Source organism: Pseudovibrio sp. FO-BEG1 (assembly GCF_000236645.1).
Classification (GTDB): Bacteria; Pseudomonadota; Alphaproteobacteria; order Rhizobiales; family Stappiaceae; genus Pseudovibrio.
The window spans coordinates 3,468,525-3,482,963 of sequence record NC_016642.1; the positions used below are offsets into that span (position 1 = coordinate 3,468,525).

General features: G+C 54.7%; 13 protein-coding genes. 1 reads left to right on the top strand and 12 read right to left on the bottom strand.

Annotated features, from left to right (window positions below; translation table 11 throughout):
• Nucleotides 1-140: 140 nt before the first annotated feature.
• The gene (locus PSE_RS15765) at nucleotides 141-1,034 is read left to right on the top strand and encodes an ATP-binding protein (RefSeq protein WP_014285783.1); all 894 of its coding nucleotides are present in this window, start codon (nucleotides 141-143) and stop codon (nucleotides 1,032-1,034) included.
• A gap of 82 nt (nucleotides 1,035-1,116) precedes the next feature.
• Here PSE_RS15765 and PSE_RS15770 read toward each other — a convergent pair whose 3' ends face one another.
• From PSE_RS15770 to PSE_RS15825, 12 genes are all read right to left on the bottom strand, one after another.
• A complete protein-coding gene (locus tag PSE_RS15770) occupies nucleotides 1,117-2,880 on the bottom strand; it encodes a M23 family metallopeptidase (protein ID WP_014285784.1) in 1,764 nt (587 codons plus the stop codon).
• Nucleotides 2,881-2,969: 89 nt separating this feature from the next.
• On the bottom strand, nucleotides 2,970-3,662 hold the full coding sequence (locus tag PSE_RS15775; RefSeq protein ID WP_051125924.1) for a protein-L-isoaspartate O-methyltransferase: 693 nt from the start codon (nucleotides 3,660-3,662) through the stop codon (nucleotides 2,970-2,972).
• Nucleotides 3,663-3,727: 65 nt separating this feature from the next.
• On the bottom strand, nucleotides 3,728-4,492 hold the full coding sequence (surE, locus tag PSE_RS15780) for a 5'/3'-nucleotidase SurE (protein WP_008547068.1): 765 nt from the start codon (nucleotides 4,490-4,492) through the stop codon (nucleotides 3,728-3,730).
• 85 nt (nucleotides 4,493-4,577) lie between these two features.
• Complete coding sequence (gene serS / locus PSE_RS15785) at nucleotides 4,578-5,858, bottom strand: serine--tRNA ligase (protein WP_014285786.1); 1,281 nt, start codon at nucleotides 5,856-5,858, stop codon at nucleotides 4,578-4,580.
• Between the two features lie 71 nt (nucleotides 5,859-5,929).
• Nucleotides 5,930-6,715: a twin-arginine translocase subunit TatC gene (gene tatC, locus PSE_RS15790; RefSeq protein ID WP_008547224.1), complete on the bottom strand. Its 786-nt coding sequence runs from the start codon at nucleotides 6,713-6,715 to the stop codon at nucleotides 5,930-5,932.
• Between the two features lie 12 nt (nucleotides 6,716-6,727).
• On the bottom strand, nucleotides 6,728-7,216 hold the full coding sequence (gene tatB / locus PSE_RS15795; RefSeq protein WP_008546621.1) for a Sec-independent protein translocase protein TatB: 489 nt from the start codon (nucleotides 7,214-7,216) through the stop codon (nucleotides 6,728-6,730).
• A 171-nt stretch (nucleotides 7,217-7,387) separates the two neighbouring features.
• On the bottom strand, nucleotides 7,388-7,633 hold the full coding sequence (locus tag PSE_RS15800) for a twin-arginine translocase TatA/TatE family subunit (RefSeq protein WP_014285787.1): 246 nt from the start codon (nucleotides 7,631-7,633) through the stop codon (nucleotides 7,388-7,390).
• 82 nt (nucleotides 7,634-7,715) lie between these two features.
• Nucleotides 7,716-8,798, bottom strand: a complete 1,083-nt coding sequence (locus tag PSE_RS15805; protein WP_014285788.1) for an ABC transporter ATP-binding protein — start codon at nucleotides 8,796-8,798, stop codon at nucleotides 7,716-7,718.
• 58 nt (nucleotides 8,799-8,856) lie between these two features.
• Entirely contained in the window at nucleotides 8,857-9,573 is a 717-nt protein-coding gene (scpB, locus tag PSE_RS15810) for an SMC-Scp complex subunit ScpB (protein WP_008547077.1), read from the bottom strand.
• Nucleotides 9,570-10,442: a ScpA family protein gene (locus PSE_RS15815; protein ID WP_014285789.1), complete on the bottom strand. Its 873-nt coding sequence runs from the start codon at nucleotides 10,440-10,442 to the stop codon at nucleotides 9,570-9,572. The genes scpB and PSE_RS15815 overlap by 4 nt, the downstream gene beginning before the upstream one ends.
• A complete protein-coding gene (gene nagZ, locus PSE_RS15820) occupies nucleotides 10,439-11,467 on the bottom strand; it encodes a beta-N-acetylhexosaminidase (RefSeq protein ID WP_014285790.1) in 1,029 nt (342 codons plus the stop codon). The genes PSE_RS15815 and nagZ overlap by 4 nt, the downstream gene beginning before the upstream one ends.
• Nucleotides 11,468-11,540: 73 nt before the next feature.
• Nucleotides 11,541-14,369 (bottom strand): SPOR domain-containing protein, encoded by a 2,829-nt coding sequence (locus PSE_RS15825; protein WP_014285791.1) that lies wholly within the window; start codon nucleotides 14,367-14,369, stop codon nucleotides 11,541-11,543.
• Between the last annotated feature and the right edge of the window lie 70 nt (nucleotides 14,370-14,439).

Genomic DNA, 14,439 nt, shown 5'->3' on the forward strand with positions numbered 1-14,439 from the left:
AGTATTGGGCATGATACAGCTGTAAATAGGGATACTTGGCCGCAGATCAAATAGCAGAACCGCCGCTGAGACAATTTTTCACCTAGTTCATTTTGCGTAAAGCCCGCACCAGCGCACCTGAGTTAATCACGTAGATACACATGACCACCAAAGAAAATACCTCTGAAGTCGCCCTTCTTACATCAAAGCTGGACGAGATTGTCAGCCTGCTGGCAGGCTCCCTACCCAAGCCTCCGGTTCCCGTCAATTTCGACGAAGCCGATGCGTTCGTGTTTCATCCCTCTCCGTTTGAGCTCGCGCCTGTTGCAAAAGTCAATCGCGTCGATATTAGCCTGCTCAAGGGCGTCGATCACTCCAAGAAAATGCTGATGGAGAACACCAGCCGCTTCGCAAAAGGCTTCCCCGCCAACAACGTGCTGCTGTGGGGTGCAAGAGGCATGGGCAAGTCTTCTTTGGTGAAATCTGCTCATGCAGCCATCAATATCGAGCACGGCACCTCTGAGGGCTACCGAAAGCTGATCCTCATCGAGATCCACCGTGAAGACATTGAAGCGCTCCCTGCCCTCATGAACGAGCTGCGCAGCGCACCCTACAACTTCATCATCTTCTGTGACGACCTATCCTTCGATGGCGATGACACCAGCTACAAGAGCCTTAAAGCCGCTCTGGACGGCGGCATTGAAGGTCGCCCGAGCAATGTCCTGTTCTACGCCACATCCAACCGCAGACACCTTCTGCCGCGCGATATGATGGAGAACGAGCGCTCCACAGCGATCCACGCCAGTGAAGCGGTGGAAGAGAAGGTCTCCCTCTCTGATCGATTCGGCCTTTGGATCGGCTTCCACAAGTGCAATCAGGACGAATACCTGGACATGATCTACGGCTACACCGAGCATTTCAATCTGAAGATCGATCAGGAGCAACTGCGCGCTGAGGCTTTAGAGTGGTCCACCACCCGCGGCGCCCGTTCTGGCCGTGTTGCCTGGCAGTTCATTCAGGACCTGGCAGGTCGCCTCGGTCAAACCCTGAGCTAAAACGCAAGAACCCGCCGTGTGAAGGTCAACATCACGGCGGGTTCTGACTTTGAAAAGGTCTCCGTTAAGGAGCCCTCCCCCTTTATGAGCGCGGTAGGAAACTCATCGGATCTACCGGCTTATTATCTTTACGAAGCTCAAAATGCAGCTGAGGCTGGGTCACAGACCCGGTCGCACCAGCCATCGCAATCGTCTGCCCACGGCGCACAACATCACCCCGGCGCACCTTCAGCTCCTTGTTATGAGCGTAAGCTGACACCCAGCCGTTGTCGTGACGGATCAGAACCAGATTCCCAAAGCCCTTCAACTCGTTACCAGCGTAAACGATTGTCCCGTCTTCAGCTGCCTTGATGTCCGTTCCAGACGGAACAGCAAGGTTGATACCGTCGTTGCGAGACCCACCCGGCTTCACACCAAAGTCTGAAATAATCCGACCACGAACGGGCCAGCGGAAGGTAGTTTCCTCAGCAACAGCCGCTGCCTTGGGCGCACTCGCAACCTTCACAGGCTGCACTGGAGCTGGCTTGGAAACCTCAGTCGGCTGCAAACGCACCACATCAGTTTCAGCTTCCCGCACAACAGGCACAATCGGAGCCTGAGGCTTCTGCACACTGGCCGTATGAACTGGCGCAGGTGCTAGAGAATTAGCAAGCGCACGCTGCGTTGCTGGCGCAGGCGCAACCGGCAATGGCTGAGCACTTGCAAGAGCAATCCGCTTCGGTTTTGGTACCGCATTCGCAGTCGAAGCCTTTGCCACAGCAACCGGACGCTGAGCCACATAAGCCTGCGGCTTGCTCTTCGGCACAGCAGAAACACGCAGTGGTGCAGCAGTGCTGCGAGCGGCCTGCCCTGTAACCGGCGCACCATAAGCTGGCTGCGCACTTGCTGGCTGAGGCGGCACAATCGGTGTCAGAGATTGACTGCGATAGGTTGTCGTTGGCTGTTGAGGCGCACGATAAACCTGCGCAGGCGCTGGCTGCTGAATAGGCTCCAGAGAGGAAGCTGGAACCGCAGCAACAGGCGCACGGCGCTGAACCGGATAAGCTGGTGGCGGTGCATCACTGTAAACAGGACGCGATCTCTCCCCCACGTTACCCGGAGGGATCAACGCAGCAGCAATCTTGGTCGCAAACTCATCACGTGACTGTTTGCTCGCTGCAGACTGCCCATTGGCGTTGAGCGGCGTCACGTATTGCGCTGGAATAGAAGCCGTTGTCACCGGCTGCGTGCTGCTTGACGGCAGCACACGCGCACTTGCCCGCGGCTCACGGTTTGGCTTGCGCACCATCTTCACCGGGATCACAACAGAATCGCCAGGCTGCAGCGCCGAGCTGACAGTCACACGGTTGGCATGAAGAATCTCAGTAACTGGCACACGATACTGCCAGGAAAGGCTCTCAACACTCTCATTTCGCTTCAGCGTAACAACGCGTCCACCCACAGCCGTCCAGCCAAGCGTGCCATCATTTGGCGCTTTAGCTAGAGAGGCAGGCACCAGAGCACTCGCGCGCTTGCGTTGGCTCACCGGAACAGGCTGCTTGGAAAATGTTGGTTGCCATGTCTGCTTCGGATACGCAGTCGCCTGCGTGGATCCGGTCACAATAGGCGCATCACTCGATGTTGGCGCTGGCAGCATAACACCGCGCTGAACAACAGATTTCGAGCTGCTTGATGGAAGTCCGGGCGTAACTACAACGGCAGTTTGTGCCGGAGATGTTGGTTCATCAACATATTCTGATTGACCAAATCGGTCCACATTGCCACTGCAACCTGCAAGACCTGCCGACAGCAAAAACAATGCGACACCGCGCCGTAATCTGGCTTTCTCACGGGAATGAAACTGCATAATCGCCCTACCCAATACAAATAAAAGGCTAACTGGCGTAAGTTTACTGACAACAGAGTTGATAAAGACTTAATCAAAGTCTCGTTTGGTTACAGTTTTGCAGCAATTCCCGGCGTCAGGGAAAGATAGCGGAACCGGCCCAGCTCCGTTTCATCAAGTCCGCGCCCACCCTTGTCATACTGAGTAAGCCGGCAAAGCCCGCTTTCATGCTTAATTGGCGCCAAAAGACGGCCACCTGGCGCAAGGCGATCAAACAAAAAGCCCGGCACACGCTCCAGCGCGCCATTCAAAATAATCCGGTCAAACGGTCCGCCGTCATCCTCCTCATCCACAGGCGCAACAAGCCCATCTGCGTGAATCACATCCACATTATGGATCTTACAGGACCGCAGACGCTCGCGCGCCAGATCAGCCAGCGTGCGATACCGCTCCAGAGACACAATACGATCACAAATCTTGGAAAGAACCGCGCACTGATAACCCGAGCCACTGCCAATCTCCAGCAGCGAGTGATCCGGCTTCATCTGCAGGAAATCTGCCACTTTGCCAATCAGAGACGGCTGAGTGCTCATCTGCCCGCAATCAATGGGAAACGCACGATCTTCATAGGCCAGAAATTGCTGGCTCGCTGATAAAAATAACTTACGAGGAATAGCTTCCAGCGCGCCCAGAACCTCAAGGTTCTGCACACCCTCAGATCGCAGCTTCATCACCCATGCCGCTTGTTTGGCAAGGTTCTCAGCAGAACGACCATCTTCATCAGCAAATAGACTGTCTTCCATTTTAAACACTCCGTCTATCTGCAGTGCGGAGCTTGCCAGAAGCTGACAAGCCCCAATCAATCAAGTCAGGACTTTTCGAGCGTCTTTTCCAACTGCCCCATCAGCTCATCCGCTGTCAGGTTCAGGTGCAAAGGCGTGACCGAAATGTAGCCTTCCTTCAAAGCCCCGATGTCAGTGCCTTCACGGGCACTTGGAATGCGGTTGTGGAACGCAAGCCAGTGGTATGGATTGCCACGACCGTCCTTGCGGCTTTCAATATACAGTGAACCTGCATCACGCTTGCCCTGACGCACAACCTTAACACCTTTTACCATGTCAGGCGCATCTTTCGGGAAGTTCACGTTCAGCAGCGTATCAGACGGCAGGTTGAATTCCAGCAGACTGCGGATCACACCAACAGCATGCGCTTCAGCCGTGTCGTAGTTCGGGCCGAACTCAGAACCAAACGCATACGCCTGTGACAGCGCGATGGAGCGAACACCCATCAGCGTACCTTCCATCGCCGCAGCAATGGTACCAGAGTACGTCACATCATCAGCAATGTTGGCGCCGCGGTTAATGCCGGAAAGAACCAGATCTGGCGGCGTATCCAAAATGGAACGCACCGCCATGATCACACAGTCAGTTGGTGTACCGCGCACAGCGAAATGACGGCTGTCGATTTCACGAACACGCAAAGGATCATTCAGGGAAAGAGAGTGCGCCACACCGCTCTGGTCGGTTTCCGGCGCCACAACCCAAACATCATCTGAAATCTGCCGCGCGATGCGCTCCAAAACCTCAAGACCCTCAGCGTGGATCCCATCATCGTTGGTTAGTAAGATACGCATATCGCAGCAATTCCTTATAAACGTCGCGCCGTCGTGCGGAAGGACATGACTGCCCTCCCATCAAAACAACGCTTACACCAAATTTTTAAGCACCAATGACTTCAAGGCCATTCATGTATGGGCGAAGAGCCTCAGGAACAGTGATGGTTCCATCTGCATTCTGGTAGTTCTCCATCACTGCAATCAGGCAGCGACCGACAGCAAGGCCAGAACCGTTCAGGGTATGAACGAACTTCAGCGCCTTCTCACCTTCCACACGGTAACGTGCATTCATGCGGCGGCCCTGGAAGTCACCACAGACAGAACAGGAAGAGATTTCGCGGTAAGCGTCCTGACCTGGAAGCCAAACTTCGATGTCGTAGGTTTTACGTGCACCAAAGCCCATATCACCACTACACAAAGTCACCACACGGTAATGAAGACCCAAAAGCTTCAGAACCTTCTCTGCAGACTCGCGCATCCGCTCCAGCTCATCCAAAGAGCTATTTTCGTCGGTGACGGACACAAGCTCACATTTCTGGAACTGGTGCTGACGCAGCATACCAGCCGTATCACGACCCGCAGAACCAGCTTCAGAACGGAAGCAGTAAGTCAGCGCAGTCACACGGATCGGCAGATCAGCCTCGCTAAGCGTTTCACCGGAAACCATGTTGGTCAACGGAACTTCAGCGGTTGGGATCATCCAGTGACCAGTGTCCTGATCGCGGAACTGATCTTCACCGAACTTCGGCAGCTGGCCAGTGCCGTAGAGCGCGGTATCACGCACCAGCAGTGGTGGAGAAACTTCTGTGTAGCCATGCTCACGTGTGTGCAGATCAATCATGAACTGACCCAGCGCACGCTCCAGACGGGCAATCTGGCTCTTCAGAATAACAAAGCGGGAACCGGACATCTTGGCAGCAGTTTCAAAGTCCATGCCACCCAGTTTTTCGCCAAGCTCGTAGTGCTCTTTCGGCTCAAAATCCAGCTCAGGCTTCTCGCCATGCGTGTGCAGCAGAACGTTATCAGCCTCATTCTCACCCACTGGCACTTCATCCAGCGGAATGTTGGGGATAACAGCCAGAGCATCCTCAAGCGCAGCGTTCAGCTTGCGCTGTTCGTCTTCACCGTTCTGAATAAAGCTTTTGATTTCGGCAACTTCAGCCTTCAGGGCCTCTGCTTTTTCCTTGTCGCCCTGGCCCATGGCCATGCCGATTTCTTTGGATGCGGAGTTACGGCGCTGCTGCGCCTCCTGAAGCTTGGTGGTGTGGGAACGGCGCGCGTCGTCCAGTTCAACGAGCTGCGCAGCGCGTGGCTCTTGGCCGCGTTTTGCGAGAGCCGCATCAAGGCTCTCCTGATTTTCACGAATCCACTTGATATCAAGCATAACTTAGTAACCCCGGCAGGTTTGCCTTCTAAACAACCCGCCGGGAATAAACGTTAGAGCTGGAAGAGAGCTTACTCCTCTTCTTCCTTTTCCTTCTCTTCGCGCTTTTTCTCGACGAGCCTTACACAATAGATGGAGACTTCGTAGAGAAGCAGAGTGGGAAGTGCAAGACCGATCTGCGAAATCGGATCAGGAGGTGTTAAAATTGCCGCAGCTGCAAACGACGCCACAATTGCGTACTTACGCTTAGATTTCAGGGAATCTGCAGTCGTAAGACCCGCGCGACCCAGAAGCGTCAAAACAACCGGAAGCTGAAAAACCAGACCGAACGCAAAGATAAGAACCATCACAAAGCTCAGGTACTCACTCACGCGCGGCAGCATCTCAATGGATGCCTCTTCACCAACACCAAGTTGCTGCATGGCAAGGAAGAAGCTCATTGCCATCGGCATCACAAGGTAGAACACCAGAGCAGCACCAATCACAAACAGAATTGGCGTCGCTACCAGATAAGGCGCAAACGCACGGCGTTCATGCTTGTAAAGGCCAGGAGCCATAAACATGTAGACTTGGCTGGCAATCACAGGGAAAGCGATAAACAACGCACCAAACAAGGCCAGCTTCATCTGCGTGAAGAACCATTCTTGCGGAGCTGTGTAAATCAGCTTCACTTCCATACTTTCCCCAGCAGCCTCAGAATAAGGTCTGATCAGGAAGTTGAAGATGTCGTTAGAGAAGTAGAAGCAGACCACAAAGGCAATAGCGATCGCGATGACCGACTTCATCAGTCGGGAACGCAATTCGATCAGGTGCTCAATCAGCGGCGCACGTGAATCTTCAATTTCGTTATCACTCATAAAATAGCCGCCCTAGCTTTCATCTTTGCTGGAAGGAGTGCTTGCGGCACTTTCTTTAGCTTTTTGCGTGGAAGCCAGCTCAGCAGAAGAAACAACTTTCTGCTCAGGCACTTCAGCCTTCACAGGTGCTGCTTCTGGAGCAGCTTCTGGCTTCGCCTCAGCAGAGCCCTCACCGTTCAGCGAGCTTTTCACATCGCTGGTCGCCTGGTTCATGCTGGTTTCAAGCTTCTTCTTCTCTTCCTCAAGGCTCTTTTTCAAATCACCAAGTGGATTGAAGTTCTGCGCAGCATCAGCCTGCTTCCGCATTTCATCAATGCCGGCCTGCTTCTCCGCTTCTTTGACAGCGTCATTCAAAGTGGACTGAAATTCGCCTGCCATCTTGCGCACGCTGCCGATTGCGCGTCCGATTGTGCGCAACATGCCCGGCAGTTCTTTCGGGCCAACCACCAAAATGGCAACCACAGCGACAAGCAGTAGCTCTGTCCATGCGATATCGAACATAAAGAAGCCGTTTCGTTATTGTCTCAATGACAGCCCGTTTCCAGGCTTTCATCGATGACGTGTCGTGCCGCAAACGGCACATCCACTAGGGAAAGGCGTAGGTTTCAAACTCTAGGTCAGAATAGACCGACTTTCCCTAAACAATTTGCATAGACTACCGATAAAGGAGACTTAGTCCTTTTTTGCGGTGTCTTCAGCTTTTGTCTGCGCGTTTACGCTTTCGCCTGGAGCATGATCGATAACCTTCGGATCTTCAGCCTTTTCTTTGGCTTCCGCGGTATCTTCATTCAGCCCCTTCTTGAAGCTGTTGATGCCCTTTGCAACATCACCCATCAACTCGGAAATCTTTCCGCGACCAAACAGCAGAACTACGACAACCGCGATGATGACGATTTGCCAAATACCAATTGAGCCCATCAACCAAACTCCTTAAGAACTCTGAACCGTGTTTTGAGAGACACTACATCCCCTAGATACTAATAGGTAGTATCCAGAAGAATTACCCACTATGATTTACTGCCGTCTCTCGTCCAAAAACCAAAACATTCTCTGCATTTATACACAAGTCTATGACATTTTCTGGGTAGAATTGTAATACATCCCTCGTACGAATACGTAGAGGCTGCACTATTCCATCAACTTGTACGTCCAGAAGATCTGTCTCACCTGCCATTGCGCGAGAAATGACCTTGCCTTTGAACTGCCCCTCACCATGACATACCTTTAAGTGATGTGGTCTTACACATAAGGTCGCATGAGCCCCTTCTTCAAGGCCATTGGAGGAAAAATTCCCGATAGGCGTGACCACGCGGCCACCAACAACTTTTCCGGGTATCTCATTGAGATCCGAAAAGAATTTGGCAGCAAACAAACTATTCGGGCGGAAGTAGATATCCTCTGGCGTATCCAGCTGAACCACTTCCCCGTTGCGCATCAGCGCAATTCTGTCACCCACACGCAAGGCCTCTTCCGGGTCGTGTGTCACCACAACCGCGGTCGCGCCCTGCATCTTGATCATCTCCAGCGTCTGCGTGCGCACATCATCACGCAAGCGGCTGTCCAGACCTGAAAATGGCTCATCCATCAGTAGTGTATGAGGCCGCGGCGCCATCGCACGCGCCAGCGCAGCACGCTGCTGCTCACCACCGGAAAGTCCATGCGGGTAGTCATCCACATACTGACCCAGCCCAACCATCTGCAGCGCATCGCGCGCACGGCGTTCTGCAACATCAGCTGCCAGATCGGACAGGCCAAACTTCACATTTTCAAGAATCGTTAAGTGCGGAAACAGCGCATAGTCCTGGAACATAAGCCCAACACCGCGCTTTTCAGGCGGCAGGAAATTCCGCTCGTCCGCAACCACAGAACCATTGATACGGACACTACCCTGCTGCTGACGCACAACCCCAGCCGCAATACGCAGGAGCGTGGTTTTTCCGCAACCGGAATGGCCCAGCAAACACAGCACTTCCCCGCTCTTCAAAGAAAGCGAAACACCGCGAACCGCAGGTAACCCCCCATAATGATGGCAGATATTGTCAAACACCAGTCGCTCTGATGCTGCAACCTTCCCTGGTTCCATTAGTCCCTCTTCAAACTCGCAAGGTGGTCGACCAAATCATCGACTCTCCTGCATGTGTTTATTTTTCTCCGGCGTCTTCTTCAAGTGCGCCAGTTGCAAACATTTCACTTTCATCCAGAGGATCTTCATCCTCCGTCAGGTCAATACTGTCGTCCGGAGCCGGCACATGGAAGCTGGCCGGGATAGCGCTATCCAACAGCCCCGCCCCTTTCAACTCCTCAAGACCCGGCAGATCCTTGATGGTTTCCAGACCAAAATGATCAAGAAAATCAAAGGTGGTTCCGTAAGTCACAGGACGGCCCGGCGTCCGCCGCCGACCGCGCATACGCACCCAACCCGTTTCCAGCAGCACATCCAATGTGCCCTTAGATGTAGAAACGCCGCGGATATCTTCAATCTCCGCACGGGTCACAGGTTGGTGAAAAGCAATAATCGCAAGGGTTTCCAGCGCGGCACGCGAAAGGCGCCGCTGCTCCACTGCCTCGCGATGCAAAATAAACGAAAGATCTTCAGCTGTGCGGAACGACCACCGATCCTCACTGGACCGCAGCTGCACCCCGCGCTTGCGATAAAACGCGCGCAAACGGTTCAGCGCCCCACGGATATCCCGGTCTCCCGGAATTCGCTTGGAAAGCTCGGTAAAGCTCAACGGCTCCGCACTGGCAAAGATCAGAGCCTCAACCATACGGTCGGTCTCCAAAAGCTCACCAGCATCAGCCACCTCAAGGGCCTCATCCTGTGAGACGGCGTCGAGAAGATCAGGTGTTTCACTCATGACAACTCAACCTCTTTCTCTTCGCGCTCACCCATTGACTCACCCGCACCGATCTCTTCCGGCGTACGCTGCGAAGCACGCACATAAATGGTCTCAAACGGGCCGGACTGCTGAATATCAATCACACCCTCCCGCACCAGCTCTAGACTGGCCGAGAACGCAGAAGCCATCGCTGTGGCCCGCTCCTGCGGGTCTTCCAGATAAGCTGTCAGAAAGCGCTCAATGGGCGTCCACACAGCCACCTGTCCCACAAGACGGGTCAGAATATCCCGCGCATCCTGCAAAGACCAAACCTGCCGCTTCTTCACATGCACAGACGTCACGGAATGACGCTGGCGCTGCGAGGCATAGGCCATCAGCAGATCATACAGCGTGGCAGTCCAAACACTGCGCCGTTCAACGGACACAGTCTCAGGAGCACCACGCGCAAACACATCCCGGCCCAGACGCGACCGGTTCATCAACTTGGCCGAAGCATCCCGCATGGCTTCCAACCGTTGCAGACGAAACGCCAGAGCCGCCGCCAGCTCTTCACCGGTCGGCTCATCCGTGTCCTTCTGCTGTGGAATGAGCAGGCGCGACTTCAGATAAGCCAACCAAGCTGCCATCACCAGATAATCCGCCGCCAGCTCCAGCCGCAACCGGCGCGCTTCGCGCACGAACTCCAGATATTGCTCTGTGAGCGCCAGAATGGAGATTTTGGTGATATCAACCTTCTGACTGCGGGCCAGCGTGAGCAACAGATCGAGCGGGCCTTCAAACCCATCCACATCCACAAGCAGGTTCGGCTCGCCAGTCGCGGGCTGCTCCGGAGCCGCCGCGCCTGCCAACGCTTCTTCTACCTGTTCAGTGGCCTCACTGTCGCTCAAGCATCAATCCCTTTGGCTTTTGCGGTTAGCTCATCAAACTCCGCCCGCAGCGCATGTACATCCCCATCAAACACTTGGGTATTTCGCTGCATGGCCGCTTCAAGGCGCTCCACCCGCTTGCCATCCACCTCTGGCACAGCAGAGGCAACAACTTTCATTTCATCCAGCTCGCCATTGCAATGCAGAACTAGATCACAGCCAGCGGCAACAATCTTCTCCACCCGTTCCTTCAGCTCACCACCAAGGGCTTTCATGGAGATATCATCACTCATCAAAACGCCGTCAAATCCGATCGTTTCCCGGATAACCCTCTGAATAGCATAGGAAGATTGCGTAACAGGATGATCTCCATCAATCTCTTTAAAGACGATGTGGGCTGTCATCCCCATAGGGCAATCATTCAAGAGCTTGAACGGCATAAAGTCTCTTGCCTCAAGCTCAGCAAAACTGACATCCACTTCCGGCAACGCAAGATGAGTATCAACCAGCGCACGTCCATGTCCTGGCATATGCTTCATCACCGGCATCACACCAGCCGCCAGACAGCCATCCATAGCCGCCCGCCCCATATCGCTCACCAACCGCACATCGGAACCGTAGGCGCGCAAACCGATAATGTTGCTAGCACCCTCAATCGGCATATCAAGGCACGGAATACAGTTGCCAGTCAGCCCAAGATCGCGCAGATCAAGCCCGATCAACAGCGCGTGCAAGTACGCCGCCCGCTTTGCCGCTTCCGGATCCTGCCCGTAAAGTTGCCCAAGCGTTCCGGCAGCCGGGTAGATTGGCACATGCGGCGCGCCAAAGCGCTGCACACGGCCACCTTCCTGATCAATGAAAACAGGCGCATCTGCACGCCCGACAGCCTCACGAAAATCCGCGCAAAGACGACGGATCTGCTCAGGCGTTTCCATGTTGCGTGCAAAAAGGATCAGACCAACAGGTTGCTGATCACGAAAAAAGGCTTTGTCCTCAGCACTAAGCTCAGGTCCAAGGCATCCGGAAATGAACGATTTTAAAAACATGAGTAAAGCTGGTAGCTTGACGCAATGACTGCGTCAAGCTCCAAAGCGTATTCCCAAAAGCGGGAAACTCGTTTTAGTTACGGCGCACGTAACAGTCACCACCTGCAGATTTGAACTCACCGCAGAAGGTGTTCGCACTGGTCGGCCCGTCGAACGGAACCTGAATGCGGTAGTAAATGCCTTTGTCGCCAAGGTCCGCACGGGTGATCACCGGGGTCACCAGCGCCATCAGATTTGGATAGCGACTGTTGTAACGGCGGATCTGACCACGAGCATCCTCAATAGTACGCACAGACGCCACCTGCACAATGTAAGTGCCGGCCGGAATCTCACCAACAACACCTTCACCCGGTGTTGGCGTTGGCGCAATCGCCTGAGGGTTCACAGCAGCGGTCTGCGTGTTCTGGTTATCTGTCAGGTTCAGCGGCGCATTGCTCGCACGAGACGTTGTCTGCGGCTGCAGCGGGGTCAGTGTGCTGGAGCGAACGGTGTTGCTGCCAGTATTCGCAGAAGCCACCACAAACGGCTTGGACTGAGGCACAACACTCACGCCCAGAAGCGTGTTGCGCTGTTCGGTCGGCGTTGCCACAGGCGCGTTCGCAAACGCATCCTGAAGGCTTGTTGTGGTGTTTGCAGCTTGCTGGTTCGCACTCTGGTTTTCACCCGGCAGCGGATCCCACTGGCCAGTGCTTGCAGGTTGCGTAGCAGGCACAACACTTGCGGTGTTCTGCGGATTAGAATTACGAACAGTGCTGGTCACAATGCGTGGCTGAGCAGGTGCAGGCGCCGCAGAAGCAGTACCCTCACGCTGAACGATGGTTCCGTCCGGACGCACAATCACAGTACGCACCTTCTTGGTCGGGTTCACATCAAACACGCTGGACTTAGCCGTATCTGTCTCGCTCGCCGCTGGTGGCAACGGCGTCACAGGTGCATCTTCACGCTGAACCATCTTCTCACCAGTCGCTGGCTGAGACGCTTCTTCAGGAGTAAAGATTTTGGCCTGATCGTTGTTCTTCGGCTGCGCAGAAGGAGATGGCATCTCTTTCATTGGAGAAGCATCTGCCCGGATAATTGGCGGAGGCACGGCATCGCCGCCTGTTCCACCGAAGTCGAACATGAACAGACCAGCACCACCGATCACAACAACACCGCCGATGAGCGAAGCAGCCAACAGGCCCTTGCGTAGACCACCACTGCGGCCAGTCTCTTCTTCAACCGGAACATCAACAGAAACGCGCGGCACAGCTTGCGGCAGCACGCCGCCATCAAGGCTAGGATCTTCCTTGCGCATCGCCTGAGCAACAGCATCAAGATCATATCCACCCGGAGGCGGTGTCTGATCTTCGCTCTGTTTCTTGGCTGCGCTCAAAGCTTCCTGATGAGCCGCCTCGGTCTGCGCCAGCTTTTCAGCAGCAGCAGGCCAGGACATTTCATCCAGGGACGTATCATTTGTCACGCTCTCATCCAGCTGCCAGGCCTCATCAGCCTCATTGGCAAACGGATCGATTTCCTGAGCAGCCTGCTCAAATCCGGCGCTCATGCGCTCAAATTCGTTCAGTTCAGCAGCAACTTCCGGCTCCAGCTCTGGTTCCGGCTCTGGCTCAGGTTCCTGCGCGATTTCATCTGCAAAGATGTCATCAACGCTCTCTTCAATCTGTTGAGCAATGTCCAGCTCTGGCTGAGGCGCCACTGGCTCGGCAACCACGGTCGGCTGCTCTTCCCCTTCCAGACTGAACTCAGCCATCAACGCATCTTCAAGATGCCCTGCTGGAATAACCGTTTCCTGTACAGGCGCTTCAGCAGCCGTAATGTGCTCACCTTCCAGCTCCGCACCGGTATCTGCCGCGAACGCAGCCATATCAGGCTCAAACGAAATGTTTTCAGCCGCTGGCGCCACATCATCATGAGTGCCACGCAGCTGCGGTTCAACAGGAGCAGCCTCAACCTTAGGCTCTGGTGCAGGCGCTGCCTGAACAGCAGCAGCGGCGGCAGTTGCCCGCTCTGCTGCACGCTCAGCACGCCAGCTGTCATAATCACTCTGAGAAAGCTCATTAAGCGCACGCGGTTCAGCAGAAGGCGCAGCCGCAGCTGGCTCCGCAGGACGCGGCGTTGTCACTGGACGCGGTTCAGCATTGCGGCGCTCAAGACGCTCACGCAAAGTCTGCTCAGGACGCACGTCACGCGTACCAACAGCATCCAGCGTTGGTGTCGCACGGCTTACAGTGCGCTGAGGACGAGCAGTCTGCTCACGCTCTACCTGCGATTGGTTGAGAGAAGCCACAAGGCTTTCTTCCAGATCACGGGACAGAACATCATCCATTTCTGGTTCAGCGGTAAAATCAGCGGCAGTGACCGGCTGGCGCACAGGTGCAGGCTCAGCAGGAACATCACCGGAAACAGGCGCAGAGGCAGGAACCGGCTTAGGCTCCGGCACAGACTTTGCCTTAGGAACTGGTGGCAGATCACTCACATAATCAACCGCATCACCTGAGGCGCCGGTTGTCAGCGCAGCAGAGCTCAGATCCGCGAAGGGATCCGCATGCCCGGTAGATGCAGATGGTTTTGGAGATGCAAACACGGCATCAAGAGCCGCAAATGAATCTTGAGTGGATGCAGGCTCATTCGTTTCAGCTGCACCCACTGAATAATCATCGACCTGAGGAGCGGATGGCTCAACAGGCGCACTTGCACTGCGCTCATCACTTTTGGGGAACAGCGGACGTTCAGATACTTGGCTTTCCATGCGAGAACTCGGACGGTACTGAGCTGTGCTCTCACCGACAATTCTGGCAAGTTCTACGAGCGGATCCTGATCGCCTGCCCACTGTTGCGGTTCATCGCCTGCCGTTTGCCTAGCAGAAACCTCACCCGGTCCCGGATACTTGGAGCGATTAGTCATTGCAGCGGTGTTTTCCCTTAAATAAGAGGCTCGCAATCCCCACCGCGAACCTCCAGTACTCTATAACTGT